Below are 26,822 nucleotides of genomic sequence, written 5' to 3' on the forward strand. Positions count from 1 at the left end.
CCCTAAACTCTCCACTTTGCTCCACTTTCCACCACTTAAGCATAATAGATTCGCCTGTAAAAATCAAAACCCTTCTAGCTTGCTATGAAACTTTTTGGAAAACCTGTAAAGAGACTACCTTGACGCACAAAAAAAGTGATGTGTTCCGCCTTATTCAGGCTTTCACATCACTCTTTTCTACCTCAAAAATAATTATGCATTCCAGCTATCGAGATAAGCTTTTTGCTTCTCTGTCAGTGTATCAAGGGCAATACCTAGACTATCCAGTTTATACCTTGCTACTTTCTCATCAATCTCATAAGGGACTTTAATGACAGAACGATCAAGCGTTTCATAATTTTCTCTTACATAACGAAGTCCGAGTGCTTGCAGCGCAAATGTAGTATCCATAATTTCTGCCGGGTGCCCATCTGCTGCTGCCAGGTTAACCAGACGTCCTTCAGCAAGAAGATACATTTTTCTGCCATCTGCAAAGCGGTATTCTTCGATATTTTTACGAACGGTACGGATGGAAACGGCACGTTTAGCAAGTTCAGGTTTGTTCACTTCCACATCAAAGTGACCGGCATTCGCCAAAACCGCTCCGTCTTTCATCACATCATAGTGTTCACCTGTGATGACATCCTTGTTACCCGTAACGGTAATAAAGAAGTTCCCCCGTTTTGCTGCTTCGATCATCGGCATAACTTGGAATCCATCCATATGAGCCTCAACCGCTTTAATCGGGTCTACTTCGGTTACAATCACATTCGCTCCGAGCCCTTTAGCACGCATTGCCACACCTTTACCGCACCAACCATAACCCACAACAACCACTGTACTGCCCGCTACGACAAGATTCGTTGTCCGAATAATGCCATCAAATGCAGATTGTCCTGTGCCATAACGGTTGTCGAAAAGATATTTACAGTATGCGTCATTAACCGCGACCATCGGAAGTTTCAGCACTCCCTCTTTTTCGAGGGCTTTTAACTTAATAATCCCTGTTGTCGTTTCTTCTGCTCCGCCACGAATGGTTTCAAGCAGCTCAGGTCTCTCCGAATGAAGAATCGTAACCAGATCCCCGCCATCATCAATGATGAAATCAGGTTTTGTTTCCAGCGCATTAATAATCAACTGCTTATATTCAGCAGGGTCAGGATTGTATTTAGCAAATACCGTGATCCCATCCTCAACGAGGGCTGCACATACATCATCTTGTGTGGATAGCGGGTTACTTCCTGTAATGGTTACATTCGCCCCACCCGCTTGAATGACTTTCGCAAGATAAGCTGTTTTTGCTTCAAGATGAAGACAAATCGTAATATTCAGGCCTTTAAAAGGCAAATCTGCCTCAAACTCTTTGCGCACCCGGTTAAGAACCGGCATGTGAGCTTCTACCCAATCAATTTTGAGATGTCCTTCTGGAGCAAGCCCCATATCTGCAACAATACTATTTCTCAGTGCTTCCGTAGTCATCCTTGTTCCTCCATTTATATATACAGAATATGATGATGGCCGCTAAGATCAGCAGGAATATTCATGAGATCCGTAAGCCAGCGTGTACCATAGCGATTTAAATAGCCGTATACGTTATAGACTCTCTCTTGCGGACGTTTCATTGGGAATAAGGTCAGGTCTAGTGTATCCCATTGTTTCACTGAAGCATCATGCCTCTGTGCGATAGCCTGTTTTGTTCTCAGCTGCATATAGGAAATCTGTTCTTCAATCTTACTGCTGTTTGTAACGCCAAGCCGACCAAGCCCCGGCTCAATCTGATTTAGCTGCTCCAGTACGGGAGCATACAGTTTATGGAATGAAGTTTTCAACAATTCAAATTGTTCATTCATGTTAAATTCGTCTAAAGTACCGAGCCAAGTGTCCTTTTTATCATTAAATGCATACTGAATATCATGGAAACTTAAATCATATTTATCCATTAATTTTTGAATATGCTGATCCAAGATTGTAAAAGACATCCTTGGCTGCAAAATCGGCATTCTGAGCCCAAAACGGTGAAAAGCTTCTTTGGTCAAAGCCCAGTAAGCAATCTCTGCATGACCCAGAACGGTAGATAACACAGGGAACAGAGAATCCTGCATCAGCGGCCGTGTCAGAACATTATTGCTAAAACGTTCCGGATGTTGTCTTAGTATATCAATGAGTTCCGTTTTGGTAAAAGAAACGTATCCTCTACGATCGATAAACTTCCCGTTTTCTTTATGTAGCAGCAACCGAGAACCTTCATGGATATAAAATAAATTAGCACAGTCTGCAGTTACCTCAGCCTGCATACCAAACCCGCTGGTTACGACATGCCCTGCCGATTCATGATAACATCGTTCCAGAGAATCGTTGTCTTCAATCATCCGCTCAAAAATAGGAACTTCGAGTGCACGCAGCTCGGGATCTGCCGAATCCAGCAATACAAGTCCATAAGAACCAAACAATTGACCCATCAATTTAGCGAATACATCACTAAGACTTAGGTTATCATCCTGAACCGCTGCCTTGATATCAGAAATGAGACCCGGCTTAAACTCGGTGTCAGGAAGCAGTTCTTCCAGCTTATGTATCGCTTCAAGCCAGTTTTCCCGATCTACGCTGACTTCACTGACAGATGCTCTTCCATCATACCGCCCCGGCATTCTTACCTTCGTAATATTTAGATCAGCTGTCATCATGTAAGTATGATCGACTTCATCCCAGTCATGATCTTCACCTGCAATCCAGAAGACAGGAATGACAGGACGGTTTAATTTCTTCTCTGCTTCTTCCGCAGCCTTAATGATCGTTGCGGCCTTATAAATAACAAGTAATGAACCCGTAAAGAGTCCGCTTTGTTGTCCACCCGAAATTACAAGTGCATTCGGCTGTGCCAAACGCTCAATAGATTCCATTACTGCGGGATGTGAATTTAGTCTTCTATTATATGAACGCAAAAAACGTACGATATCTTGGCGATCCACCCGTGTATCTTCGGTTCGATCCAGCCATTCAGCACGCGCTGCGTAGCTTCCCGCATCACGAAAATCATATTCGTACAAATGATGTATGGCCTCATCGTAACGTAAATAATGTTCCGCGAGTGGTGATCCACTACGAAGCGCCTCAGGAATTACATTCATGAGGTCAACCTCCTATTCATTTAAAACCTTATTCGATTGTACCGAATGCTTAAGTTCCCGTCAAAGTAATAATCAGAACGATACTTCAGTTATAGATGAAGTATTCCTTCTCAAAGAGCAGCACATTCAGCTTTTCCACTTCAATGGAAAGAAGCCGCCGATGATCTCATCGATGGCTTCTTCTTACATTACATTAAGCGTATGGTTCAGCTACAAAATGGCCTTTTGATACTTCAATAAGTTTAGCGTTATCAAGGTTGTATGCACTTTTTGCACCCTGGCCCTCTTTACCGTTACTAATTGGACCCGCATCGTCTTCTGGCATAATGATACGTTTTTTGTTTGCTTCAATATCTGGATCCGGAATCGGAATCGCAGATAACAACATTTTGGTATATGGATGAATTGGATTGGCATAAAGCTCATCGCTCTCCGCTAGTTCTACCATTTTACCCATATACATAACAGCAACCCGGTCACTGATATGCTTAACCATAGAAAGGTCATGGGCAATAAAGAGATAAGTCAAACCAAGACGATCCTGAAGTTCTTTGAGCAAGTTAACCACCTGAGCCTGAATCGATACATCCAGTGCAGAGATAGGCTCATCACAAATAATGAACTTTGGATTTACAGCCAGTGCACGAGCGATACCGATCCGCTGACGCTGACCACCAGAGAATTCATGAGGATAACGGTTGGCATGATCCGCGTTCAGACCAACCAGATCAAGCAATTCCTCAATCCGTTTCTTACGTTCCTTGCTGCTGCCTGCCATATTGTGAATATCAAGCGCTTCTCCAACAATGTCAGCAACGGTAAATCGCGGATTGAGTGATGCATAAGGATCTTGGAAAATCATCTGCATGTCTCGGCGCATGGCTTTCATTTTGTTCGGAGGTAATTTGTAAATATCCGTTCCGTTAAATCTTACACTTCCTGCAGTTGGCTCATACAAACGAAGAATGGTACGGCCAGCTGTTGATTTACCACAGCCAGACTCCCCTACCATGCCCAGAGTCTCTCCTTCACGAATGTAAAAGTTCAGGTTATCTACCGCTTTAAGCGTGCGATTATTTCCTACATTAAAATACTTCTTCAGACCTTCTACTTCAATCAAGTTGTTACTCATCATGAGGAATGTACCTCCTTCGCCATAGGATGATGTTCCCAGCAACGAGCCGAATGCGTATCACTGAATACAGTAGCCGCTGGGTCCACTTTTTGACAGATGCTCATTGCACTATCGCAGCGCGCTGCGAACGGGCAGCCAACCGGAGGTTTGATCAGATCCGGCGGAGTCCCCACGATAGGAATAAGAGGCTCATCCTTTTTCTGATCCAAACGAGGCATGGAGCGCATGAGCCCTCTTGTATATGGATGCTGCGGATTTTTAAAGATTTCATATTTGGTTCCTGTTTCTACCACTTCTCCTGCATACATAACGATAACGCGGTCCGCAATCCCGGCTACAACGCCAAGGTCATGCGTGATCAAAATGATCGATGTACCCAGCTTATCCTGCATATCTTTCATAACATCCATAATTTGGGCTTGAATCGTTACATCAAGAGCCGTAGTCGGTTCATCTGCAATAAGAAGAGCTGGTTTACAGGCAAGGGCGATGGCAATCATCGCACGTTGACGCATACCGCCAGAGAACTCATGCGGGTACTGATTAAATCTCGCTTCCGCATTCTTGATTCCTACCATCTTCAGCATCGCGATGGCTTCTTTTTTCGCTTTTTCTTTAGACATCTTTTGATGCTTAATCAATACTTCAGTGATTTGATGTCCAATTTTTATCGTTGGATTCAGTGAAGTCATTGGATCTTGGAAGATCATTCCGATATCTTTGCCGCGGATTGCTTCCATTTGTCTATTTGTCTTCTTGAGCAAATTCTGCCCTTGAAAGATAATTTCACCTTTATTAATGATAGATGGTGGAGACGGAATCAAACGCATAATGGTTTGAGCTGTTACACTTTTACCACTACCTGATTCACCTACGATCGCAACTGTCTCCCCTTTGCCAATCTCGAAGTTCATACCGCGAACAGCTTTCACCTCTCCGTCTCTCACTTTAAAAGAAACGTTAAGATCTTTAACCTGTAACAACGAATCCATTACATCCACCTCCTATTTTTTCAGTTTTGGATCAAGTGCATCACGAAGACCATCACCAAACAAGTTAAACGCAAGCATAATTAAACTGATAAGACCTGCTGGGAACAACATCCGCCAAGGATAGTACATCCATCCTGTCAGTGCATTCTCAATCATTGAACCAAGAGAAGCCCTAGGAGCTTGTACACCAAGTCCCAAGAAACTTAGGAACGCTTCACTAAAGATGGCACTTGGTACAGAAAGCGTAAGCGTGACAATAATAGGACCTACTGCGTTTGGCAATAAGTGTTTAAAAATAAGTCTAGAAGAATTGGCACCCATCGATTTAGAAGCGAGAACGAACTCTCGATTCTTCAGCTGCATAATCTCACCGCGCACGATCCAGGACATATTAATCCAGCCTGTGATACATAAAGCTAATATAATCGTACCTATACTTGGTTCAAATACGACAAGTAGTAGAATCGTTACTAGCAGGTAAGGGATCGAATATAAGATTTCAGAGAATTTGTTCATGAGTTCTCCGACACGTCCGCCGTAGAATCCCATGATACCACCGTAGATTACACCGATCGCAAGGTCAATAAAAGCTGCTGCAAAACCAATAAGCAGTGAAATCCGCGCACCAGACCAGGTACGAACCCACATGTCGCGTCCGAGATCATCCGTTCCAAACCAAAATTCAGAAGATGGCGGTTGGTTGGTTTTCATAAGATCTTGTGTGTCATATTCATACCCCGAAAACATCGGAGCAAAGATAGCCATAATTATAATGATAATGAGGACGACTAGGCTGCCCATGGCAAGCTTGTTCTTCAGAAGGCGTTCCCAAGCATCTCGCATGGCAGAGACACTTTGTCTTTGGATAACTTCTGCCTGCTTCTCGTCTACCCCGATCTTTCTAAAATCTTCGGGTGTAAGCTGCAAGTTGTTTGGATCGATATGAGATTGATTTGCAGACATTACCTAGCCCTCCTTCCCGTTGGATAATTTGATACGCGGATCAATGATGACATAAGCGATATCTGTAATAAAGCGTGCTACCATCAAGATGAGTCCGTAGAAAATCGTAATTCCCATAATCATCGTATAGTCACGAGTTGTAATACTTTCAACGAATACTTTACCGATCCCGCCGATTCCGAATATACGTTCAATGACAACAGATCCGGTAATAATATTGGCCGTCATCGGACCCACATAAGTCACGACCGGAAGGATTGCGTTACGAATAATATGTTTAAACATAATCGTAATACTGTTAAGACCTTTCGCCTTCGCCGTCTTCACATAATCCGCATGAAGGACTTCGAGCATGCTCGAACGCGTCAACCTTGCAATAAAAGCAATCGGCTGAGCAGATAATGCGGCTACTGGAAGAACGTAGTCAAGCGGTCCGTTAAGTCCCATTACCTTGAACCAGCCAGCCTCTTGAGCTAGATAAAATTGCAGTAGAGATGCAAGCACGAAACTCGGCACCGCTATACCCAGTACGGCTAATATCATCGCTACATTATCAATAATCTTGCGATGATTCATAGCTGCAATCATTCCTAGCAAAACACCAACAATGACAGCAACTACGATCGCAACGGCTCCAAGTTTAAGAGAAACAGCAAATGTGTCGCCAATGATACCGCCTACATCTTGATTAAGTCTTTTCATTGAAATACCAAAGTCACCTGTGGCAATATCACCAAGATACTTTGTATATTGTTGGAAAACCGGCTTATCCAGCCCATATTGCTCCATCAGTCTAGCTTCAATCTCAGGTGATACATTTTTTTCCCCCATGAATGGGTTACCCGGAATCGCCTTCATTAAGAAAAACGTTGCGGAGATGAGGATAAATAATGATATCAGCATAAAGACAAGCCTATTGATCACGTATCTTACCATGACCTTGAACACCTCCCGCATAGAATTAACAGATGTGAATCACAAGTAAATCAGCATAATAATAGTAAGTTCATTTTCGTTATATGCAAAAAATTACTTAATTCTGGAAATTGGTAGAACAAATAAAAAATCGGGATATATAAGGGGTTACCCACATATATATCCCGAAATAACTATACTGTTAGATGATTACTTGTTCTCAAGATAAGCTCTGGTGAAATCAATCGCTCCGCTAAAGTCAAGGCTCACACCTTTAAGATTAGGTTTAGTGAGTGACACATTCGTATAATAGTACACCGGTGCAATAACCATATCATCTTGAATCAAGATTTTCTCAGCTTGTGCGAAGTACTCATTACGTTTAGCTAGATCTTTTTCCTCTGCCGCTTTCTCAATCAAAGCATCATATTCAGGATTCGCATAACCAGAATCATTATTACCGTTACCTGTAGTCCAGATATCCATAAATGTCATTGGATCATTATAGTCAGCAGACCAACCTGCACGTGCAATTTGATAGTTAAGATTGTTACGAGTTTCTAGGAATACGCCCCACTCTTGGTTCTGTGTAGCTACTTCCACACCAAGAACGGTTTTCCACATATTCGCAGCAGCTACCGCCAATTTTTGGTGAGCTTCACTCGAGTTATAGATTAAAGTAATCTTAGGAAGAGTCGTGTATCCTTCTTCTTTCATACCTTCTTCTAGCAATTTCTTCGCTTCATCTGCATTCTCTTGGAAGTACTCTGCATCTTTTACTTCCTCACGGAATTGTGCTGATTCACCTTTAATACCTGGTGGTACAAAACCGTACGCAGGAATTTGACCGCCAAGGGTTACATTATCAACAATGGATTGACGAGTAAGCGCCATTGTAAATGCTTTACGGATTTTCGCGTTTTGGAACGGCTCAGCCGTTGTATTAAACATATAATAGTAAGTGCTTGCAATACCAGTAGAATGGAATTCCTCTGGCAATTCTTTACTTACGCCTGGAATTTGATCAGTAGGGATTTCGCCGTTAGGAGCTCCAGCATAATCAAGTTCTCCGCTTCTATAAGAGGAAAGCTCAGTTGCACCGCTAGGTGTCAAAGACATATCGATTTTTGAAAGTTTGATATTATCTTTATCCCAATATTGTTCGTTCTTCGTTACCTCAATTTTTTGTCCCGTTGTCCACTGGGTGAGCGTGAATGCACCGTTAGTGATCATCGAATCTTTGTTAGTTGCCCATTTATCATTACCTTCTATCGATTGGTGAACCGGATAGTAAGTATAGAATGAAGTCAGACCCAAGAAATAAGGAGTCGGATTTTTAAGAGTAACTCTCAAAGTATGCTCGTCCACAGCTTCAACGCCGACTTTGGAGAAATCTGTTAATTCGCCAGTATTGTATTCCTCTGCACCGCTAATGTAGTAAAGTTGATAGGAATACGGAGGCGCTGGAGAGGTTGCAGGATCAAGTACGCGTTTCCAAGCAAACACAAAATCATTTGCTGTTACTGCGTCGCCATTGCTCCATTTAGCATCTTCACGAAGTTTGAACTCATAGATCAGTCCATCTTCGGAAATTTTCCAACTTTCAGCTACACCTGCAATTTCGTTGCCTTCAGAATCCATACGAACAAGGCCTTCATACATCGTTTTCAAAACGGTGTTCGTCTGGCTGTCTTGCGCAAGAGCAGGGTCAAAAGTTGGTGGTTCAGCGCTCAAGTTAATTTTCAAAACCTGTTCTGTTGGTGTGGAAGAACCATCACCTTGACTGCTATCATTGCTATTATCTGAACCGCACGCTGCAAGTACGGTACCAAATGCAAGAACAAGCGTCAAAAGGACTAGCAAACTTTTCCTCTTCATCTAGCATTTCCCCCTAAAAATGTGGTATATGTTTATAGATTATACAACCAGTGGTCAAAAAAAGCCATATAACTTTTTCTTCTTCTACATATTTTTTCAAAATTCGACTCTTTCGACACAAAACGCACACAATCTATGTCATATTTTCTTACATCAAAGCTATTATGTAACTGAATAATCCAAAGGCCATAAGTACTAAGTAACTAAACCCCATCAAGACAAATGCCATGCGCCAAACGACCCTGAACATACGCTTATAATCAATCTTTCCTTTTAATCTAGTTTGGGCACTTCCGATCAGACCGAGAGCAATAAGTAACAAGATTAAAATCAAATAGAATCCAAACCCTGAGTCAAATGTATTATTAAATAGAGCAGCAACCGCAGCAATAAGAAAGATCGTCGTTACATCCATTGCGGTAAGAAGGGCAACTTTCTTTTGCTTCTTATAATAAAGAACGAGGAAATACACAATGAGAAACGGAAAAAAAGGGAGCATGCTTAGCACGCTCAGGAAAGATTCGATTGTATCCAAATTTTACACTTCCTCCTCTATTAACATCCCTTGAACTATTTTATATACAAGCTCATGTCCAGGAGCAGTCACCCCTGCCTCCTTTGCCATATCGATAATACTGCCGTTAATTGCATCAATCTCTGTTGCTTTACCATTCATGACATCTGTACACATCGAAGACCGATTACTTGCAGTTGAACGGCACACTTGAATCACTTGTTCCCATAAGTCCGTATCATAAGGAATAGACAGCGCATCATACACACGAGTTGCTTCTACATACAATTGTTTCATCGTCTGCAATCGATAGGAACTATGTAATAACTCACCATTTGTAATTCTCCAAATTGAAGTAAGCGGATTAATAATCGCATTGATCATCAGTTTTCGGTAAACCAGCTTATCGATTTCATTCGACGATTTTGTAGTAAATCCTGCTTTGAGCAACGCTTCTGTAAAATACATCACCACATTTACTGCTTGCGTATACTCTTCTTCGCAAGACTCTAGGAGAGTTTCTCCGTAACCTGCTCGAATCACTTCATACTTGCTTGTTCTTTTCGCCCCTTCTGTAGTTACCGCAGCAAATACATAGGCTTTAGGCAAGGCCGAAGCGATTTTGCGAGTATGCCCTGTTCCATTTTGAAAACAATAAATGGGTATATCCACATCGACGCTTGTCAGCACCTTAATCACATCATCAATTGCTCCTTGCTTTGTCATGATCATCAATAGATTTCCCGGCTGCCCCTGCCATATCTCTTCAAATCGGTTTATCACATAGATCTGTAGATTTGAGACTTGCACTTTTGATACATGCCCCTTGGGGTCCGTAATGTGTATCCCATTCTGCACGAGTTCACCCGCTTGCTCCTCTGTTCGCACCCATAAACGGACCGATTCACCAGATGCCGCAAGCTGGCCTCCATATAGTAGCCCCAGTGCCCCAGCACCAATTACATCAATCATCAAAACAGATTCCACTCCCATTACAATTGATTTATCTATTATGATAACAGAAGGATAAGATGACAAAAACCCGTCTACCGCATAATAGCGATAATACGGGTCTTAGATACTGGCTTAATCTGTGTATTAATCAATACGTTCGAGATTGCCGTTCGCATCCATTTTGAACCTAGATTTCACTTCTTCCTCTTCTTCTGACAGAAATGCTAGTCTTCTTGCCCGGTCCATAATCTGGATCAGCGCCTTGTAATCATCGTTCACTACACGATAGTCAGTCTGTACCTCGTTCACTTGTTTGAACAATCGTTCATTCTCAAACTTCAAATCGTTTAATTCTTCTTCTTTTTCACGAAGCTCTTTCTCCAAGAGTTTTAAATGTCTAGCATTTTCGTGAACCATCCCTTTCCATTGTCTCAGGAACCGGATTACGGCATCAATAGATAACGTTTCTTCTGAAAACGCTTCTGAGCGATATACCATTTCTTCCGTATCTGTTACAGAAAGGGCTGCAACCTGCGGCTGTACTGCAGATTGTCTTTTTGAATAACTTCTTTTTTGACGCTGAGCCTTTGCGATTCCGATGGCTTCATCATATTTTTTGCGTACAAAACTATTCCAGCGAAAACCACAAGCAGCAGAAGTCCTTCCAATCTTATCCCCTACTTCTTCAAAAGCAGCCAGCTGAGTACTTCCTTCACGAATATGACGAAGCGTCACATCAGCCAGAATCAAATCATCTTCTGCACTCCAAGCATCTTGTCTCACAGCAGTCATGCTATAAACCTCCTAACTTGCATCCATTATCACAACCTCACTCCGGCATAGTAAGCCAGAGTGTAAGCCGGTTATAAAAGCAGCTTTAATCATTCTTATGCCCTTCATAGAGTTCATAGAATCTATTTCATATTAAAATGTATTCCCAATTTTGAGCATTGTCATACCCGAAAAGATTTCGCTTTCAAACCCGATTTTTATTTACAGCTTTTTCCTTAAAGGCTATAATGTTACTTAGTATACATTTGATCGAATTATCAGAAAGGGGGTTGCTATCGTGGCGCGCATGTTTCGTGTGCTTGGTTTTTTCACTCTAACGATTGGACTTATGGCTTTTGCCGCAAATATGCTAGAAATGGCCTTTCTTTTCTTCTTTCAAACCGTCTTCTTTGTTGTACTTGGCTATTTGAAATTCACCGAGAGAACGTACATCCTTTTATTCTGGGCTTACATGATTGTTAGTTTTTCCGGCTTCAGTTATTGGACTGTATTTGTAATGGGCAATCCTCTATAAAGAACATAATAAAGAACGGTTTGGCTGTTACTGCCAAACCGTTCTTTATTTATTCTCTTTTTCATATTATGTTTTAACAAGGTACAAGCTTGCGTTAGGAGGAGAATCAATTGCGACACCGGTTACACGCTAAGATCGTATGGCTTACTATTTGCTTTCTTCTTATGGCGAACTTTGGCTCTTATGTCCACGCAGAACTTTCTATAGAAGAAGATAACCTAAATATACTCCAGAACAGTCTCTCGATCGTCGAGATTGATCATGAAATTAGACGCATCCTAGATAAGCAAGAAGAACTTCAGCAAAAGCAGCGACTACTTGAAACAGAACTCAAACAACACAAAGAGGAAATGGTCAGTCACGAAGAGCGAGCAGGTTCGATCGTTAGATCCTATTATATGGGTGAGCGTAATCAGCTCCTCCAGATTCTTTTGAATTCAGATTCTTTTCGTTCACTCCAGATTGTAGCTGGTTATTATGAGATGATTATATTGGGTGATCAGGAAACCCTGCGTGCCTATCATAAAAAATACAATGAATTAACGACTGTCTCTGCGGAACTGGATCAAAGTGCAACTGAACTTGAGCAGATAAAACAAAACCTGATCAATCAAAGAGAACGAGTAATGGCCCTTGAAGAAGAAGTGGAAAAAGGACTCTCTTCGAGTGATCAAAGAGACCTCATGGAGAAGTTGATTGTAGAACTGACTTCCTATTGGAATAACGTTGGAGTTCATGAAGTTCATCAATATTTTAATGCGCTGGCTGTGGCGATGGAGAATCTCCCATCCTACGTGCAAAAAGAACCTGGCATTCTCTCTATGAATCGCGGCACTTATACCATTTCAATTACCGAAGCGCAGCTAAATGATTTTTTAAGATCAGAGAATGAAATTTTCCAGGATTTTTCGTTTGAGTTTAGCGACGATTACATTATTGCTTCTGGAAAACGTGACGACCTTGAACTCGCGGTTTATGGTCATTACTCTGTAATTGATGAACCAGAGAACGGTATTCTTTTTCACGTTGATAAGCTCATCTTTAACCAGTTTGAACTCCCTGATACGACACGTACGATGCTTGAGCAAGAATTCGACCTTGGATTTTACCCTCAGAAATTAATGTCCTTCATTAAGGCGACCGGTGTATCAACCAGAGAACAAACACTAGAAGTCACGATGGAACTTTCACTCAAATAGGGCTATTCACAACTCAAGAAATTCCTATCTTGAATCTGTCATTAGTAGACCCAGTTGTACATCATATTCTTCTAAAGAGAGCTGCCCATGTATAAATTGTTCAATCGTTTCCGCTGCTGTCCAAGACTTTTCAGGATCAGATAACACATGATTTTCATCCTGAAGTAATGATTCTTCCATACTTTCTTCTAAAGCTTGCAGCGGGATCGCATTGGTTATATCAAACAGATCGGGATCTGTATACAGAGTGGAATATACTGGAAGCTTACCTGAGAGAGCAAACCAATTTTTTGCTGACTTTGGCGATGTAAGTTTCGTAAGAAACTCTACTGTCGCTTCTTTTTGCGTTGATTTAGGAGAGATAATAAAACTACGTCCTTTTACAGCAAGGGACTGAGACTTCACATCATTATTAATGTAGGAAGAAAGTTCTTCTCTATGAACAGGAATGAGCTCTGATAGAGTAATGATCCCTGCTTGAAAGTCTGCACTGACGGACTTGAGATTGTACCGCTCTGTCTTAATATAAGAAAATAGAGGCTGTATAGCTTGAATCTGCTGTAATGCATCCTCTTCTTGTTCGTCATTTAACTCAAACACGTGTGAGACATCTGAATAAATCCCCAGGAAAGTAAGCCAAGAAGCATAGGCCACAGGATCTTCTCCATTGAAATAAAAAGGCTTATTCAGCCTTTCTCCCCACCCCGTAAAACGAGATACCCACTCATCCCGTGTACTAGTCGATTGCAGCGGCTCTTTACTCGTTTCTTCGTTCCGATACTCAGCATACACATAGGGATCTAAATCCATGGGAATAGACCACAGGTACCCGTTCCACTCTCCTGCTCGAAGCACAGAATCAAAAGAATCACCAGCAGCTATATTTCCATCTCCGCCCGTCATCGGACGAGCATATCCTTTTTTGGCGTACCATTTTATATACCGGTTATCAATAAGTAAAGTATCCGGACTTTCCCCCATCATGAACGTTTCCTTAAACGCTGAATAAAAATCAGCTGTTTCTATATTTGTTATCGTAATTTCCATGCCGATCTCTTTCGCTGTATTCATAGCAAAACTCTGAAATATTTCGTATTCTTCATCGTCCATCGATACCAGAACAGATAAAGGATTATTTTTATGCGTAGTCTCCGGAGCAGGAACTGAGAATATATCTGTCACGTCGTCTCTCTCTTCTTTTGTTTGATCTTGAACGAGATCAAGACTCGGTGAAAGTATGGTTAGGGACAATAACAATACAACAAACAGAATCCAATGATTTCTCCGTTTCAAGGCTCTTGCTCCTTCCGCAAAAACAAAGCTTCCATTTACCAACTATTGTAACAAATAATTGGGTCTGCTGTCCTACTTCCTTTGAGTTTTTGTTCCTCATTCTTCTTTTTTTCATACAAAAAGAACCGGTTCTTTATGCCGGTTCTCCGATTTTAAATAATAGACCCTTTTCCCGGGAAATAAATAGGCCATGTTCTCTTATAATAAATCAGCTGCGAGTTGCGCGAGCTTTGATCGTTCTCCTTTTTCAAGCATAATATGTCCGCTAATCCCTTCCTGACGGAAACGTTCCACAATATAAGTGAGTCCATTACTTGATGAATCCAGATAAGGATGGTCGATCTGTTCCGGATCCCCCATGAGAATGATCTTACTTCCTTCCCCTACTCGGGAAACAATGGTTTTTACTTCATGTCTGGACAAATTCTGAGCTTCATCGATAATAATAAACTGTCCTGGTATCGACCTTCCTCGAATATAAGTTAAGGCCTCAACTTGGATACTGCCAAGCCCCATCAAAATCTTATCAATATCACCTGATTTTTTCGTATCAAATAAAAATTCGAGATTATCATAAATAGGCTGCATCCAAGGACGTAGCTTCTCATCCTTCTCTCCAGGTAGATAACCTATATCTTTTCCCATCGGTACGACCGGTCTTGCAATCAGAAGTTTTTTATATTTATGATCATCTTCCACTCTAAGCAGTCCTGCTGCTAAAGCAAGCAACGTTTTGCCTGTTCCAGCTTTTCCTGTAATTGTAACCAACGGAATTTCATCATTTAATAAAAGTTCGAGAGCCATCCGTTGCTGTGCATTTCTCGCTACGATGCCCCATACAGGATCATTACTTAAATACAGCGGCTCCATCTTCGTTCCTTCTTGATTTACTTTTAGTAAGGCTGATTTCCCTGTACCCATCTCATCCTTAAGAATAACAAACTCATGCGGATATAGAGCATAAGGCAGCTGTAAAGGCTTAATAGGAAGAAATCGATACGTATAAAACTCATCAATGACGGAAGGATGAACTTTAATTGTAGAATAACCAGGATATAAATCACTAGGATCCGCCGTACGATCGGATAAATAGTCTTGCGTATATAAACCAAGCACATCCGCTTTGATTCGGACAAGCACATCTTTACTTACGAGAACAACCTGATCCGCTTCCTCCTTTTCTTGCTCTTCGAGGTGATAGTTTAGCGCGACAGCCAAAATACGATTATCATTCGTCACTTCCCCGAACATCTCCTGCACTCGAACAAAACTGCGATGATTTAGTTCCACCTTTAATCTGCCGCCTTCTGGCAATGGTACCCCGCTGTGCAGGTGACCCTGCTCCCTTAAGCCGTCTAATAAACGCGATACATATCTTGCATTGCGTCCAATCTCGTCCGCATTTCGCTTCTTCGAGTCAATTTCCTCTAAGACAACTGCTGGAATGACGACCTCATGCTCATCAAAAGCATAAATGGCGCCCGGGTCATGAAGCAGCACATTCGTATCCAATACAAAAATTTTTTTCATTGGTATCCCCTCCAAGGCGGCGTCTTTTAAGCACAGTTAGGCAAGCTTTGTAGCAGCGGTAAGGACAATCTTGCATCCCATATTTCAATGTATTCGTTAAGGAGCAAATAATTGTTCATTTTCCTGAAAATATCCTGAGATAAACCAATTTATTTATGAAAAGCATTAAATGGAGCCAAAAAAACCCCAGTGAATTGGGTTCACTGGGGTTCTGAAGCCTCGTTCCTACTATTCACTAGAAGTAGAGTTAACAAAGACGTGTTCACCTGCAAGTTCCTGTGCGAGTGCTTCTTTGGCTTTCGTTAATTCATTTTGATTAATATATACATAAGGGCTGTTCCAGGTTCCTGTCACCGGTACAAAATTCACGTTATCCTTTGACATGTCCCAGTAAGCAGAGATGAAATTTTTCACTTGATCACTTTCTACGGTAGTCGTGATGTTATCACTTACTGCTCCCACCACTTTTCCAATTTTCACTATACCACCAAGTGATTTCATCTGATCCATCATCGATTGCAGCACTTCGTTTTGACGCTGATTACGAGAGAAGTCATCTGAAGCTGGCGTCTTCGGATCACAATTCGATTTACGATAACGTACATAATCGAGTGCTTGATCTCCACTCAGATGCTGCGGGCCTTTTTTGATATTAATGTCTGTGCCATCGGCATTATCTTTGTAGCACATATTCTGCGATGCATTTACGTCAACACCGCCAAGTGCATCTACTGCGTCTGAGAAAGCCTGAAAGTTCAGAACCGTCACATAATCAATATCTAGGTCTAAGTATTTGCTCAGCATCACGCGCATTTCTTCTTCGGCGGTTATTCCTGACTCTTTTTCTGCAGCCTTAAACCTAGGATAGTAGGCATTAAGCTTGCGCTGTGAATAACCATCAAGCTGAATCAGTGTATCCCTCGGTAAAGATACAAGGGTAGCCGAGTCTGTAGCTGGATTCATCGAAGCCACCATAACGACATCGGTAAGATGAGTATTCGTTTTTTCGCGATAGTCTGTACCCAGAATCAACATCGTCAGCGGTTTTACCTTAGCTGAATCCTCCGCAGCAACGGGTGAATCCGTTCCCGTATTGATTACATTGTTATAAATCATATATAAATAGCCGCCGCCTGCCACTACACCGAGAATTACAAAGATCATAATCAATTTCATTAATTTACGAAAAGGGCTTTTCCTTTTCTTCTTCTGATGTTGGTCTTGTTTCCCATTAGAAGGAGGCTTCTTATCTCCCTGATTTCGAGGAGGAAGTCCATTAGAACCTATACTCATTCTCTCAACACCTTTACCTGTTTCTATCATTCTGACTTCTACTTATATTACCGCTTTTTATCGGTTTATATCAAATCTATAGAAATAAATACCCTTAAATAAGGAGAAGACCGCTCAAAGAGCGGTCTTCTCCATTACATTTATGAAATCGTATTGGGTATGCACCCTATAACTCTTTCGGCTTACATCTTACCTGTCTGTCCAGATGCTTGTGTCTTTTTCTTCTGACGTCCTTCGACGAAATAACGAATTCGGACTAGCAGCATCAGTCCCACAGCAACAAGTAAACATTGTATAATTGGCAGTTTATCAATTTGGAAAATAAGCAGCATGAAAGCACCTATGGCCATAAAGATGTACAGTAATATCTCTTTCGGTAATGACAATTTTTGCTGTGGACGAAATACCTTATTGTAGACATACGTGATCAGTACAAAAATCACCACATAACTTATGATCGGGTGTGACGCTAACCATGCTTGCATGGCGAGTCAACTCCTTCCTTAGGTTCATGCTCTCTTTTCCTTATCTTAACTGAAGACGATTAAGAGTTAGCTTGCGCCATCTTACGATGTTTCTCAGCACGTTCGCGCTCACTCTTATTAAGAATTTTCTTGCGAAGACGCACCGATTTAGGAGTAATCTCGCAATATTCATCATCATTCAAGTATTCAAGAGCTTGCTCAAGAGAGAAAATAACTGGAGTCTTCATTTTAACTGTATCGTCTTTAGATGCAGAACGAACGTTAGTCAATTGTTTTTCCTTACAAATGTTCACGACGATGTCGTTGTCACGGTTGTGCTCACCAACGATCATACCCTCATAAACTTCAGTTCCTGGCTCAAGGAATAACGTTCCGCGATCCTCTACCCCAATCATACCGTAGAAAGTAGATACTCCGCTCTCACTGGATACGAGTACGCCTTGGTGACGACCGCCGACTTGTCCGCCCACGAGTGGACCATAGCTGTCAAATGCATTATTCATTACACCATAACCGCGAGTAAGGGTCAGGAAGTTTGTACGGTAACCAATGAGTCCACGTGCTGGAATCAGGAATTCAAGACGAACTTGACCGTTTCCGGAGTTCACCATGTTCACCATTTCCGCTTTACGTGATCCAAGGCTTTCCATAACAGCTCCCATGCTGTCTTCCGGAATATCAATCAGAAGACGCTCAATCGGCTCCATTTTCTTACCATCGACTTCTTTAACGATAACTTCTGGTTTGGATACAGCAAGTTCATATCCTTCACGGCGCATGTTCTCAATCAAGATACTAAGGTGAAGTTCACCACGACCTGAAACAATATACGCATCCGGGCTGTCTGTTTCTTCTACACGAAGACTCACGTCTGTTTCGAGCTCTTTGAAGAGACGATCACGAAGTCTGCGGGAAGTAACCCATTTACCTTCACGGCCAGCAAAAGGACTTGTATTTACAAGGAATGTCATTTGAAGTGTAGGCTCATCGATTTTTAGAACCGGCAAAGCTTCAGGGTTATTCGGATCAGCAATGGTTTCGCCGATGTTGATATCTTTGATTCCGGCAATAGCAACGATGTCGCCTGCGCCCGCTTCGGCTACTTCTATGCGTTTCAACCCTTGGAAACCAAACAATTTCTCAATACGAGCAGATTTCATACCACCATCACGAAGCATTACCGTAACAGGTTGTCCTTGTTTAATTACACCACGGTTTACACGTCCGATAGCGATACGACCAAGGTATTCATTGTAGTCCATCAAAGTAACGAGGAATTGAAGGGGTTCTTCCACACTTTCGGTTGGATGCGGGATGTGGTCTACGATTGTTTCGTACAGGCTCATCATGTTGTCGTCTTGTTTCTCAGGGTCAAGACTAGATGTACCGTTCAAAGCGGAAGCATATACAACTGGGAAGTCAAGCTGTTCGTCATTTGCACCTAGTTCGATAAACAGATCAAGTACTTCATCAATTACTTCAGCTGGACGTGCAGCCGGACGGTCAATCTTATTAACAACTACGATCGGAGTAAGGTTATGCTCAAGTGCTTTACGAAGTACAAACTTCGTCTGTGGCATACATCCCTCGTAAGCATCGACAACGAGAAGTACACCGTCAACCATTTTCATGATCCGTTCTACTTCGCCGCCAAAGTCAGCGTGTCCTGGAGTATCCACAATGTTAATGAGGAAATCTTTATAGTTGATTGCCGTATTTTTAGCTAGGATAGTAATTCCGCGTTCACGTTCTATATCATTAGAGTCCATTACGCGTTCTTGTACAGCCTCGTGATCACGGTATGTTCCTGATTGTTGAAGCAATTTGTCAACTAACGTCGTTTTCCCGTGGTCAACGTGGGCAATAATCGCAATATTGCGAATGTTTTTTCTTACATGCATGGTTTGTATCCATATCCTTTCCAAAATCAAGTCTATTTGTAAATAAAACGGAATGCTCAAAAAAGAAGCGCTGGATCATCCGAGCGCGCTTAATCCACTTATATCCCTTATATTATAGACTAAATTCGTCAAAAATCAAGTCTATTATCTTCGAAATCTGCGATTTGGTTTCGGTCTGCCAAAAATGAGCCAAATGCCTGCGAAGATTAAAATGGCCGCAAATAGATAGATGAATCCGGTCGTAAGAAGCGTTATAAATAAAAGAACGATCGAAACAGCAAGCCCTATAATCGAAGTGGAATAAATGGTTGCCGGTCTTGGGTACTCAAATAAGGCGTACTCGAAAAGCCCCAGGGCGATACCAAAAATAAAAACCGGCCAAAGATAGGCAAGCAGATACCATCCGGTCAGATTGCAGACCAGAAATAAAATTCCATAGACTGTAAATACTCCAGCTGGAATGAGGATCACCGTACTTGTTTTTCTTAAAAAGTAATACAGATGCAGTAAAATACCAGGTATCAATAGAACAAGCGGCCAAAAGTTTCGTCCAATATAACCAAATACACCAAGTTTACCTAGCAAAATAACAAGACCGGCTACCGCGATGAATATGCCGATAGCACGTTCGTTTCTTCCTCTCACGATCCCTTCACCTCATCCATCAAAAATAATATATTTGTTGTTTCTTATTGCCTTAATGATTATCCTGTTTCCAAAAACACAAAGGACTGAGCACCCGATCTATGTATAGTTTATCCTATGTTTTTACAAAAAACTACTCTGTCAGCTAATTCCATTCTTCTTAGATGAAAGCAGGTGCCTCTATACTCTTAGCATAACCAAATCAAACAAAAAACCGGCAATTTCTGCCGGTATCTTTCCTATTAAATATCCTCATAAAGAATACTAAACACGGTAGTGTATCAATTTTCGAAAAACACCGCTAACCATAATACATACAGCAGCAATGGCAGGAATTAACCCCTGATATCCAAACAGATATTGCTGTAGCCAGATGCCTAGTTTCGGATCGCGAAGCAGCATTTCTCCTGCCGTATACGCTAAGATTGCAGACCCTGCAAATACGAGAATCGGATATTTTTGCAATAAAGTTACGATAATTCCGCTCCCCCATACGACGATAGGTATGCTTATCGCAATTCCGATAACGATCAGAGCAAGGTCTCCGTCTGCGATGGCCGCGATCGCTAAAACATTGTCCAGACTCATCACAAAATCTGCAACAAGAATCGTTTGAATGGCACTCCACAGTGTGGAGGACTCACGGACATTCACCTCTCCTGTATCTTCGAGCAGCAGCTTGAATGCGATATAAAGAAGCATCAGTCCACCCGCTGCCTGAATGTACGGAATTTCGAGTATAAGCACCGCAACAAAGGTCAGGATACATCTTAATAAGACGGCACCGAATGCGCCCCACCAAACAGCTTGTCTTCTTCTAGGTTCCGGCAGATTACGACTTGCTAGTGCAATAACCACTGCATTATCTCCGCTAAGCACAAGATTGATCATAAGTATTTGTGCCAGCAACCATAGCTCGTTCATACGTTACGAACACCCCCATACATTAGATGTATGTTCACGTTGCCAAGCCTATGCTTGACGATGTTCGGGCAGAGGAATATAATGAATTCCGATTTATACCAAACAGAGCGTTTTAATAAAAGGAGTGACCTACATGAATTTCAGCGAGTTTATAGTCAGCTTGCTGCAGGTTGTATTTATCGACCTTATACTGGCCGGCGATAATGCAATCGTCATCGGACTCGCTGCCCGAAATTTGCCTCAGGAAACTCAAAAAAAAGCGATTATATATGGTACCGGCGGTGCTGTCTTAATTCGGATTGCAGCTACGGTTGTCGTACTATGGCTGTTGCAGATTCCTTGGCTGTTACTTGTAGGAGGCGTGCTTCTAATCTGGATCGCCTATAAGTTGCTTGCGGATCAAGAGGACGAGCATACCGAAGTAAAAGCAGGAGTTTCCTTATGGACAGCAGTAAAAACGATTGTTATTGCCGACGCAGCTATGGGTATCGATAATGTAATCGCTGTGGCAGGTGCGGCAGAACAACATTTACTTCTCGTTATTTTAGGATTGTTAATTAGTGTGCCGATTATTGTCTGGGGAAGTACGCTGTTTATTAAGCTCATCAACCGCTTTCCGTGGATTATTTTCCTGGGTGCTGCGGTCCTTGGTTATACCGCTTCCAACATGATTACAGAGGAGAAAGTGCTTGAACCCTTCTTTACCGCACATCCTGTAATACGTATTCTATTCATTGCGTTTGTCATTGCAGGCGTACTCTTTGCAGGCTATCGCAAACAAAAAAGTGCGAAGCACGGTCAGCAGCATTCTTATTCGTAAAATTCATTGCAAAAAGAGCTGTCTTTATACATCCAGCGGATGATAGAGGCAGCTCTTTTCGTATGATCCTATATTTATAACCAATCCTCTTCGATCGCGCTGGATTCGAGATCCTTGCCGTCTCCAAGCGTGATCGTTTCCGTATTAGCTACGGCTTGTTCTAATAGTTCAGACAAATTTTCAATAGATGCTTCCAACTTCTCTACAATCCGAAGGTTCGGATTGGTTGCTGGAGATTTAGGAACAAATAAAGTACAGCAGTCCTCATAAGGCAAAATGGATAATTCATAGGTCCCAATTTCCTCTGCTATTTTTACAATTTCCATCTTGTCCATCATAACAAGCGGCCGCAGAAGAGGCAGAGCCGTTGCTCTTCCGATGACATTCATACTGCCAAGCGTCTGACTCGCAACCTGACCGAGACTATCCCCGCTAACAATAGCAAGGGCTCCTTCACGTTCCGCCAACATGGTTGCAATGCGGAGCATAGAACGACGCATTAAAGTAATGATCAGATTGTCCTGTCCCAATTGGGTAAACGAAGTTTGCACCTCCGTAAAAGGAACCAGATGCAGCTTGATCTCGCCCGAATATCCAGCCAGCACTCTAGCAAGGTCAATAACTTTGTCCTTGGCTTTCTGGCTGGTAAAAGGAAAACTGAAAAAGTGAACCAGTTCGAGTTCCAATCCTCTTTTCATGGAAGACCAGGCTGCTACAGGCGAATCAATTCCTCCTGATAACAACATCATTGCCTTGCCATTCGTCCCTCTTGGAAAACCTCCTACAGCGGAAAAAGATTCGAAAAAGAGGTACGTTCCTGTCTCCCTGATTTCGATTTTTAGTTCGATATCCGGTTTTCGTACATCAACTTTAAGTTCTTGGAACGTACGCAGCAAAGGTGATCCTACCAGATGATTCATTTCATGAGAGGAGTGCTCAAACCCTTTCCATACACGTCTGGCATTCACTTTAAATGTTGTACCCGGGGCAGGGCGCATCTCCTTCATGAATGCAAGCGAAGTATCTACAATTTCATCCAGTTCTGAGGCCGTTACCTTGACAGGACTGATCGAAACAAGTCCGAAAATTTTTCGTAAATCCTCGATTACAGCCAAATAGTCATGTCCGCCAAGCCCCACATACATCCGTCCATATTCTTCTACGATGGTAGCTCCGGGGTATGCAGTAAGCTTCGATTTCACATGACTTTTTATTGATTTTTCAAAACGTCTGCGGTTTTTACCTTTTAACGTAAATTCTCCAAAACGAAGAAGTAGCATATCGTATTTCATGTCTTAGCGGTTCCACCCTTCAAAATTAACCAGTCTTTTCTTCATTTCCCGTAGTGCGTGTATTAATTGATCGATATGTTCTTCGGTATGAACATCCCCCAAGCTAATTCGTATACCCGAACGCGCAGCTTTTTCCGATTTTCCCATCGCCAGAAGTACTCTGCTCGGTTCTGTATACTTGGAGGAACAAGCCGACTGTGTGGAAACAACCACACCCAGCTGCTCAAGTGTATGCAATATTACCTCTGCTTTCATACCAGGATAAGAGAAATGCACAATATGCGGCGCACCTTCAGGAGAGCTGTTCAGTTCCCATTCGGGATAACGATGAATTTCCTCCATTAAGCGATCTCTAAGCGGTATGAGGCGGGCGTAAAGATCAGATCTATTTTCTTCTGCTAAACGAATGGCTTTCGTCATACCAGCGATCAGCGGAATGTTCTCTGTCCCGGCCCGAACTCCCCCTTCCTGGGAACCCCCTGACAATAGCGGAGCAAGTTCGAGACCTGATCTAACATAGAGAAGTCCCGCACCTTTCGGTCCGCGTATTTTATGAGCAGATATACTATATAAGTCAATCCCCGAGTGGACAAGATCTACCTTTATTTTGCCAAAAGCCTGAACACCATCTACATGGAAAATAACCTTTGGATGTTGTTTCTTAAGTTTGCGTCCAATCTCTGCAACAGGATGAATTGCACCCGTTTCGTTATTTACATGCATTAGGCTTACCAAGATGGTATCTTTTCGCACTGCTTGAAGAACATCTTCCACATTCACCCGGCCTTTGGAATCCACTGGCAGATAAGTGATATCATACCCCATTCGCTCCAAAAACCGAAAACTTTCATATACCGATGCATGTTCAGTTTTCGTTGTTATCATATGTTTACCACGAGAATGATAGCGCAGGGCAACCCCTTTAATCGCCATATTATTACTTTCGGTAGCTCCCGAGGTGAAAATAATTTCAGATGCTTTGACACCCAGTGCTTTCGCACAGACTTCACGTGATTTGTTGAGCAATTTTTCAGCATTTTCTCCATATCCATGAATAGAGGAAGCATTCGCAAAATGTCGGTTCATCACTTCACTGACCGTCGTGATCACATCAGGATATGGCGGAGTTGATGCTGCATAATCAAAATAAAGCAATGGTTTCACCTCCTTAGGCACATGACCTTTCTTTGTATTAAAAAAGCAAAAAGACCAATGAAAGAAAGGTTCATTCCCATGACCTTCTCATGTGATCTTTTTCGCAGATCTATACAGTTATAAAATAATCAGACAGTGTATTTCGCCTGGGCCTGTTCTATTTTAGTAATATAGCGCTGCGTTTCAAGCGGTAAACGGCTCATTACCGTCATCAGTTCCTCATCGGTATCAACGCCTAGACGTCCGACTCTGCCTGGGCCTGCATTATACGCAGCAAGAGCCAGCTTCTCCTCACCGTTAAAACGCTGAAGCTGATATGATAAATATCGTGTGCCCGCATCTATACTTTGGGCCGGGTCGAATGCATTCGTAACCCCTAAACCTGCTGCTGTACCATCCATAAGCTGCATAAGGCCTTTTGCCCCAGCACTCGATACTACATTTGGATTAAAGGAAGATTCCGTATCAATAACAGCTTTGATCAAAGACTCAGATACGCCGTATTTTAGACTTGCCTGTTTAATTAATGCATCGTAATCTGTGGAAATCGCTTCATGGGCTGCGGATATAGAATTCGAAGAAGTCCCAGGGGCAGCACTTACATTACCCAGCTCCTCTGTTACTGTTCCGTTTCCAAGATGCATCCATAAAAGTCCATCCTCACGATTTGAAATCGTTCTTGAACTGGGCTGCTCTGGATTCTGCCCTACTTGTCCCAATACTTGTTCAAAAGATGCAGCAGGATTGCTGTCATTTGAAACTGAATTCGACGACTGAGAAGGTGAAGATAAGTCATACCAAAGGGTATTCCTCACCGGATCAATATGCATGTATAAATGGCCTCCCATTTGTTTTGTCCATGCTCTATTGTAACGCTATGAACTTGAAGTGCCAAGACCTGTTTTTACTGTACGATATAAAATCACAAAAACAGGCAACTCTAAATTCAGAGATGCCTGCCAATACATTTTTACTGATAGTAAGTGAACATGACAAGAAAGGAGTAACTTAAGAGCGCGGCAATCCCGATGCCTACCGCCCATCCTCCAACCGTTCGTCTTCCTTCTTTAAAAGCATAATAACCAAGGACAATTCCGATCGTACCAAGCACAAAAGACCATACGAATAAAGAGATAAAAGATATGGCGAGTCCAAGGTAACCGATCCGATAGGAGGCGAGACTCTCTGTCTTGGTCCCCTCTTCTTTACTTTCCACCGGTTCCTCATAACCTTTTGTGCCGGGAAGTGGAGAAGTTAACTCAGCTGCATATTCTTCTCGCTGCCTGAGCCCATGCTGGTGCTCCTTGCGTGGATAATCAATTCGTTCTCTAACCGGCTTTACATCGTATTTTTTTGAATCTGTCATGATGCAGGCACCTCCGAAGCAATAAAGCTTTACAAGGTAAGGTAGTTGCAAGGTGTAATGTACATCATCCAATGATTAATGTTTTGGTTTAAAAGTATGGCAACAAGTCGCAGAAGAAGTAGAAGCTACATCTTTATGCTCGGAATCAAAGGTTTCACCTGCATATTCTTCTTTCAAGTGCTTCGTTGCATAAGCATCAATATTGATCATAATTAAATCTGCTTTGCAAAAGTTTTCTTCACCCCAATAGGAACAGTTAGATACACTGCATCTTACAATTGGTTTATCACTCATTGTTATCACCTCTTTACTATCGTTCCCCTTTCTAAAGTGGTTATGCACAGCCCTCTTTCCCTTCTTTATTGTGAAAAATAAAAAAAGCCGCACATGGCGGCCTCAATTGTATTTATAAGATTATAACGTAAACGCTTAGGCGTGATTGCGCTGATTTTGCATTCTTCGCTGTGTCAGATAATCACTTTCGTAGTAGTTAAGATCATCTCTAAGCTCTTCGTAAGTTTTGGTTATTTCCATAATAATGTCACGTGCTGAGCGAACGGGTTTTACACGGAAACGAATTGCATCTTGTCCTGTATAAGCATAACGTCCATCTTCCGAATAGCACTCATTTCTCGGATAAAAAAAGCTGTTCACACTTTGATGGTACAAGTGGTAAAGAGCTTTCTCAGCGAAATCAACGTCAAAATTCGCACGACGTAACACAGTCCCCAGTTTCTCATAAGAAACCTCAGAAAACACTAGCAAATGGCGTAAGTCAGAAAGAAATCCTTGGTAAAATAGTACGGTTTCCTCATCTTGATCAGCAGACAGTTGAGCAAGTGAATGTTCATTCAGAAACGTTTCTAACTTTTCTATTGCAGGTTTCAATTTCTCTCGTGCGGATTCACATAACTTCTGCACATTGGCTGACATAAAGGTAGTTCCCCCTTAAAGAAATAAGTCCTTAATAGACCTCTTGTACAATGATCTGCATTTTGAATCAGACTGTTACCAGTAATTCTCAGCTACTATCCTATCATAAAATAATAACAAGCGGTACTTAAATAAAACTTATGGATGAAGTTTTTGAATTTCCGAGTCATATCCGTATAAAATAGGCTTTTCCTCCTCACGCTAAAGAGACCTGATCCCACT

26 protein-coding genes are annotated in these 26,822 nt (G+C 42.0%); 3 read left to right on the forward strand and 23 right to left on the reverse strand.

The features are described from left to right. Nucleotides 1–192: 192 nt before the first annotated feature. The 10 genes from PV403_RS13775 to PV403_RS13820 all read right to left on the reverse strand — a co-directional run bounded on the left by PV403_RS13775 (nt 193) and on the right by PV403_RS13820 (nt 11,250). Nucleotides 193–1,458: an adenosylhomocysteinase gene (locus PV403_RS13775; RefSeq protein ID WP_332085045.1), complete on the reverse strand. Its 1,266-nt coding sequence runs from the start codon at nt 1,456–1,458 to the stop codon at nt 193–195. A gap of 14 nt (nt 1,459–1,472) precedes the next feature. Then, nucleotides 1,473–3,107: a bacillithiol biosynthesis cysteine-adding enzyme BshC gene (gene bshC, locus PV403_RS13780; protein WP_332085046.1), complete on the reverse strand. Its 1,635-nt coding sequence runs from the start codon at nt 3,105–3,107 to the stop codon at nt 1,473–1,475. 193 nt (nt 3,108–3,300) lie between these two features. Continuing rightward, entirely contained in the window at nt 3,301–4,242 is a 942-nt protein-coding gene (locus tag PV403_RS13785) for an ABC transporter ATP-binding protein (RefSeq protein WP_283771230.1), read from the reverse strand. Continuing rightward, on the reverse strand, nt 4,239–5,234 hold the full coding sequence (locus tag PV403_RS13790) for an ABC transporter ATP-binding protein (protein WP_191798881.1): 996 nt from the start codon (nt 5,232–5,234) through the stop codon (nt 4,239–4,241). The genes PV403_RS13785 and PV403_RS13790 overlap by 4 nt, the downstream gene beginning before the upstream one ends. Nucleotides 5,235–5,246: 12 nt before the next feature. Next, nucleotides 5,247–6,197, reverse strand: coding sequence for an ABC transporter permease (locus PV403_RS13795; protein WP_332085047.1), 951 nt, complete (start codon nt 6,195–6,197; stop codon nt 5,247–5,249). A gap of 3 nt (nt 6,198–6,200) precedes the next feature. After that, nucleotides 6,201–7,133 carry an ABC transporter permease gene (locus PV403_RS13800; protein WP_332085048.1) on the reverse strand — a complete coding sequence of 311 codons (933 nt, stop codon included), beginning with the start codon at nt 7,131–7,133 and terminating at the stop codon, nt 6,201–6,203. Nucleotides 7,134–7,322: 189 nt separating this feature from the next. After that, nucleotides 7,323–8,990, reverse strand: coding sequence for a peptide ABC transporter substrate-binding protein (locus tag PV403_RS13805; RefSeq protein ID WP_332085049.1), 1,668 nt, complete (start codon nt 8,988–8,990; stop codon nt 7,323–7,325). 148 nt (nt 8,991–9,138) lie between these two features. Further along, nucleotides 9,139–9,525, reverse strand: coding sequence for a DUF3397 domain-containing protein (locus PV403_RS13810; RefSeq protein ID WP_374705771.1), 387 nt, complete (start codon nt 9,523–9,525; stop codon nt 9,139–9,141). Nucleotides 9,526–9,528: 3 nt separating this feature from the next. After that, nucleotides 9,529–10,476, reverse strand: coding sequence for a ketopantoate reductase family protein (locus PV403_RS13815; protein ID WP_332085151.1), 948 nt, complete (start codon nt 10,474–10,476; stop codon nt 9,529–9,531). 126 nt (nt 10,477–10,602) lie between these two features. Further along, nucleotides 10,603–11,250, reverse strand: a complete 648-nt coding sequence (locus PV403_RS13820) for an RsfA family transcriptional regulator (RefSeq protein ID WP_213530048.1) — start codon at nt 11,248–11,250, stop codon at nt 10,603–10,605. Between the two features lie 277 nt (nt 11,251–11,527). Here PV403_RS13820 and PV403_RS13825 point away from each other — a divergent pair, with 277 nt between their 5' ends. Next, nucleotides 11,528–11,764, forward strand: coding sequence for a DUF2626 family protein (locus PV403_RS13825; RefSeq protein ID WP_213530050.1), 237 nt, complete (start codon nt 11,528–11,530; stop codon nt 11,762–11,764). 110 nt (nt 11,765–11,874) lie between these two features. Further along, nucleotides 11,875–12,963: a hypothetical protein gene (locus PV403_RS13830; RefSeq protein ID WP_213530052.1), complete on the forward strand. Its 1,089-nt coding sequence runs from the start codon at nt 11,875–11,877 to the stop codon at nt 12,961–12,963. 24 nt (nt 12,964–12,987) lie between these two features. Here the strand turns inward: PV403_RS13830 and PV403_RS13835 are convergent, their stop codons facing one another. The 7 genes from PV403_RS13835 to PV403_RS13865 all read right to left on the reverse strand — a co-directional run bounded on the left by PV403_RS13835 (nt 12,988) and on the right by PV403_RS13865 (nt 21,034). Then, nucleotides 12,988–14,256, reverse strand: coding sequence for an extracellular solute-binding protein (locus tag PV403_RS13835; protein WP_213530054.1), 1,269 nt, complete (start codon nt 14,254–14,256; stop codon nt 12,988–12,990). 198 nt (nt 14,257–14,454) lie between these two features. Further along, on the reverse strand, nt 14,455–15,786 hold the full coding sequence (locus tag PV403_RS13840; RefSeq protein WP_213530056.1) for a PhoH family protein: 1,332 nt from the start codon (nt 15,784–15,786) through the stop codon (nt 14,455–14,457). A 228-nt stretch (nt 15,787–16,014) separates the two neighbouring features. Next, a complete protein-coding gene (locus PV403_RS13845; RefSeq protein ID WP_213530058.1) occupies nt 16,015–17,079 on the reverse strand; it encodes an LCP family protein in 1,065 nt (354 codons plus the stop codon). A 182-nt stretch (nt 17,080–17,261) separates the two neighbouring features. After that, on the reverse strand, nt 17,262–17,564 hold the full coding sequence (locus PV403_RS13850; protein WP_213530060.1) for a YlaH-like family protein: 303 nt from the start codon (nt 17,562–17,564) through the stop codon (nt 17,262–17,264). Between the two features lie 59 nt (nt 17,565–17,623). Continuing rightward, on the reverse strand, nt 17,624–19,465 hold the full coding sequence (typA, locus tag PV403_RS13855) for a translational GTPase TypA (protein WP_213530062.1): 1,842 nt from the start codon (nt 19,463–19,465) through the stop codon (nt 17,624–17,626). A gap of 144 nt (nt 19,466–19,609) precedes the next feature. Then, nucleotides 19,610–20,110, reverse strand: a complete 501-nt coding sequence (locus tag PV403_RS13860; protein WP_213530064.1) for a hypothetical protein — start codon at nt 20,108–20,110, stop codon at nt 19,610–19,612. A gap of 264 nt (nt 20,111–20,374) precedes the next feature. Continuing rightward, on the reverse strand, nt 20,375–21,034 hold the full coding sequence (locus PV403_RS13865) for a TerC family protein (protein ID WP_213530066.1): 660 nt from the start codon (nt 21,032–21,034) through the stop codon (nt 20,375–20,377). 133 nt (nt 21,035–21,167) lie between these two features. Between PV403_RS13865 and PV403_RS13870 the strand changes: the two genes are divergently transcribed. Further along, the gene (locus PV403_RS13870; RefSeq protein ID WP_213530068.1) at nt 21,168–21,854 is read left to right on the forward strand and encodes a TerC family protein; all 687 of its coding nucleotides are present in this window, start codon (nt 21,168–21,170) and stop codon (nt 21,852–21,854) included. Nucleotides 21,855–21,928: 74 nt separating this feature from the next. Here PV403_RS13870 and thiI read toward each other — a convergent pair whose 3' ends face one another. The 6 genes from thiI to PV403_RS13900 form a co-directional block, all read right to left on the reverse strand. Continuing rightward, nucleotides 21,929–23,146 (reverse strand): tRNA uracil 4-sulfurtransferase ThiI, encoded by a 1,218-nt coding sequence (gene thiI, locus PV403_RS13875; protein WP_213530070.1) that lies wholly within the window; start codon nt 23,144–23,146, stop codon nt 21,929–21,931. Between the two features lie 3 nt (nt 23,147–23,149). Further along, nucleotides 23,150–24,301 carry a cysteine desulfurase family protein gene (locus tag PV403_RS13880; RefSeq protein ID WP_213530072.1) on the reverse strand — a complete coding sequence of 384 codons (1,152 nt, stop codon included), beginning with the start codon at nt 24,299–24,301 and terminating at the stop codon, nt 23,150–23,152. A gap of 128 nt (nt 24,302–24,429) precedes the next feature. After that, on the reverse strand, nt 24,430–25,131 hold the full coding sequence (locus PV403_RS13885; RefSeq protein ID WP_332085051.1) for a lytic transglycosylase domain-containing protein: 702 nt from the start codon (nt 25,129–25,131) through the stop codon (nt 24,430–24,432). 140 nt (nt 25,132–25,271) lie between these two features. After that, nucleotides 25,272–25,667, reverse strand: coding sequence for a hypothetical protein (locus tag PV403_RS13890; protein WP_213530075.1), 396 nt, complete (start codon nt 25,665–25,667; stop codon nt 25,272–25,274). A 75-nt stretch (nt 25,668–25,742) separates the two neighbouring features. After that, on the reverse strand, nt 25,743–25,961 hold the full coding sequence (locus PV403_RS13895) for a DUF1540 domain-containing protein (protein ID WP_201450717.1): 219 nt from the start codon (nt 25,959–25,961) through the stop codon (nt 25,743–25,745). A gap of 135 nt (nt 25,962–26,096) precedes the next feature. Continuing rightward, the gene (locus PV403_RS13900; protein WP_213530077.1) at nt 26,097–26,600 is read right to left on the reverse strand and encodes a YpuI family protein; all 504 of its coding nucleotides are present in this window, start codon (nt 26,598–26,600) and stop codon (nt 26,097–26,099) included. Between the last annotated feature and the right edge of the window lie 222 nt (nt 26,601–26,822).

This window comes from Paenibacillus sp. GYB006 (assembly GCF_036577645.1).
Lineage (GTDB): Bacteria > Bacillota > Bacilli > Paenibacillales > Paenibacillaceae > Paenibacillus.

Excerpts from the sequence above, each read along its gene's own strand:
- PV403_RS13845 (WP_213530058.1), bottom strand. The coding sequence starts at position 17,079 with ATGAGTATAGGTTCTAATGGACTTCCTCCTCGAAATCAGGGAGATAAG.
- PV403_RS13805 (WP_332085049.1), bottom strand. The coding sequence starts at position 8,990 with ATGAAGAGGAAAAGTTTGCTAGTCCTTTTGACGCTTGTTCTTGCATTT.
- PV403_RS13815 (WP_332085151.1), bottom strand. The coding sequence starts at position 10,476 with ATGATTGATGTAATTGGTGCTGGGGCACTGGGGCTACTATATGGAGGC.
- PV403_RS13890 (WP_213530075.1), bottom strand. The coding sequence starts at position 25,667 with ATGACAGATTCAAAAAAATACGATGTAAAGCCGGTTAGAGAACGAATT.
- PV403_RS13885 (WP_332085051.1), bottom strand. The coding sequence starts at position 25,131 with ATGCATATTGATCCGGTGAGGAATACCCTTTGGTATGACTTATCTTCA.
- PV403_RS13820 (WP_213530048.1), bottom strand. The coding sequence starts at position 11,250 with ATGACTGCTGTGAGACAAGATGCTTGGAGTGCAGAAGATGATTTGATT.
- typA (WP_213530062.1), bottom strand. The coding sequence starts at position 19,465 with ATGCATGTAAGAAAAAACATTCGCAATATTGCGATTATTGCCCACGTT.
- PV403_RS13895 (WP_201450717.1), bottom strand. The coding sequence starts at position 25,961 with ATGAGTGATAAACCAATTGTAAGATGCAGTGTATCTAACTGTTCCTAT.
- PV403_RS13840 (WP_213530056.1), bottom strand. The coding sequence starts at position 15,786 with ATGAAAAAAATTTTTGTATTGGATACGAATGTGCTGCTTCATGACCCG.
- PV403_RS13850 (WP_213530060.1), bottom strand. The coding sequence starts at position 17,564 with ATGCAAGCATGGTTAGCGTCACACCCGATCATAAGTTATGTGGTGATT.
- PV403_RS13795 (WP_332085047.1), bottom strand. The coding sequence starts at position 6,197 with ATGTCTGCAAATCAATCTCATATCGATCCAAACAACTTGCAGCTTACA.
- PV403_RS13775 (WP_332085045.1), bottom strand. The coding sequence starts at position 1,458 with ATGACTACGGAAGCACTGAGAAATAGTATTGTTGCAGATATGGGGCTT.
- PV403_RS13870 (WP_213530068.1), top strand. The coding sequence starts at position 21,168 with ATGAATTTCAGCGAGTTTATAGTCAGCTTGCTGCAGGTTGTATTTATC.
- PV403_RS13800 (WP_332085048.1), bottom strand. The coding sequence starts at position 7,133 with ATGGTAAGATACGTGATCAATAGGCTTGTCTTTATGCTGATATCATTA.
- PV403_RS13785 (WP_283771230.1), bottom strand. The coding sequence starts at position 4,242 with ATGATGAGTAACAACTTGATTGAAGTAGAAGGTCTGAAGAAGTATTTT.
- PV403_RS13865 (WP_213530066.1), bottom strand. The coding sequence starts at position 21,034 with ATGAACGAGCTATGGTTGCTGGCACAAATACTTATGATCAATCTTGTG.
- thiI (WP_213530070.1), bottom strand. The coding sequence starts at position 23,146 with ATGAAATACGATATGCTACTTCTTCGTTTTGGAGAATTTACGTTAAAA.
- bshC (WP_332085046.1), bottom strand. The coding sequence starts at position 3,107 with ATGAATGTAATTCCTGAGGCGCTTCGTAGTGGATCACCACTCGCGGAA.
- PV403_RS13900 (WP_213530077.1), bottom strand. The coding sequence starts at position 26,600 with ATGTCAGCCAATGTGCAGAAGTTATGTGAATCCGCACGAGAGAAATTG.
- PV403_RS13790 (WP_191798881.1), bottom strand. The coding sequence starts at position 5,234 with ATGGATTCGTTGTTACAGGTTAAAGATCTTAACGTTTCTTTTAAAGTG.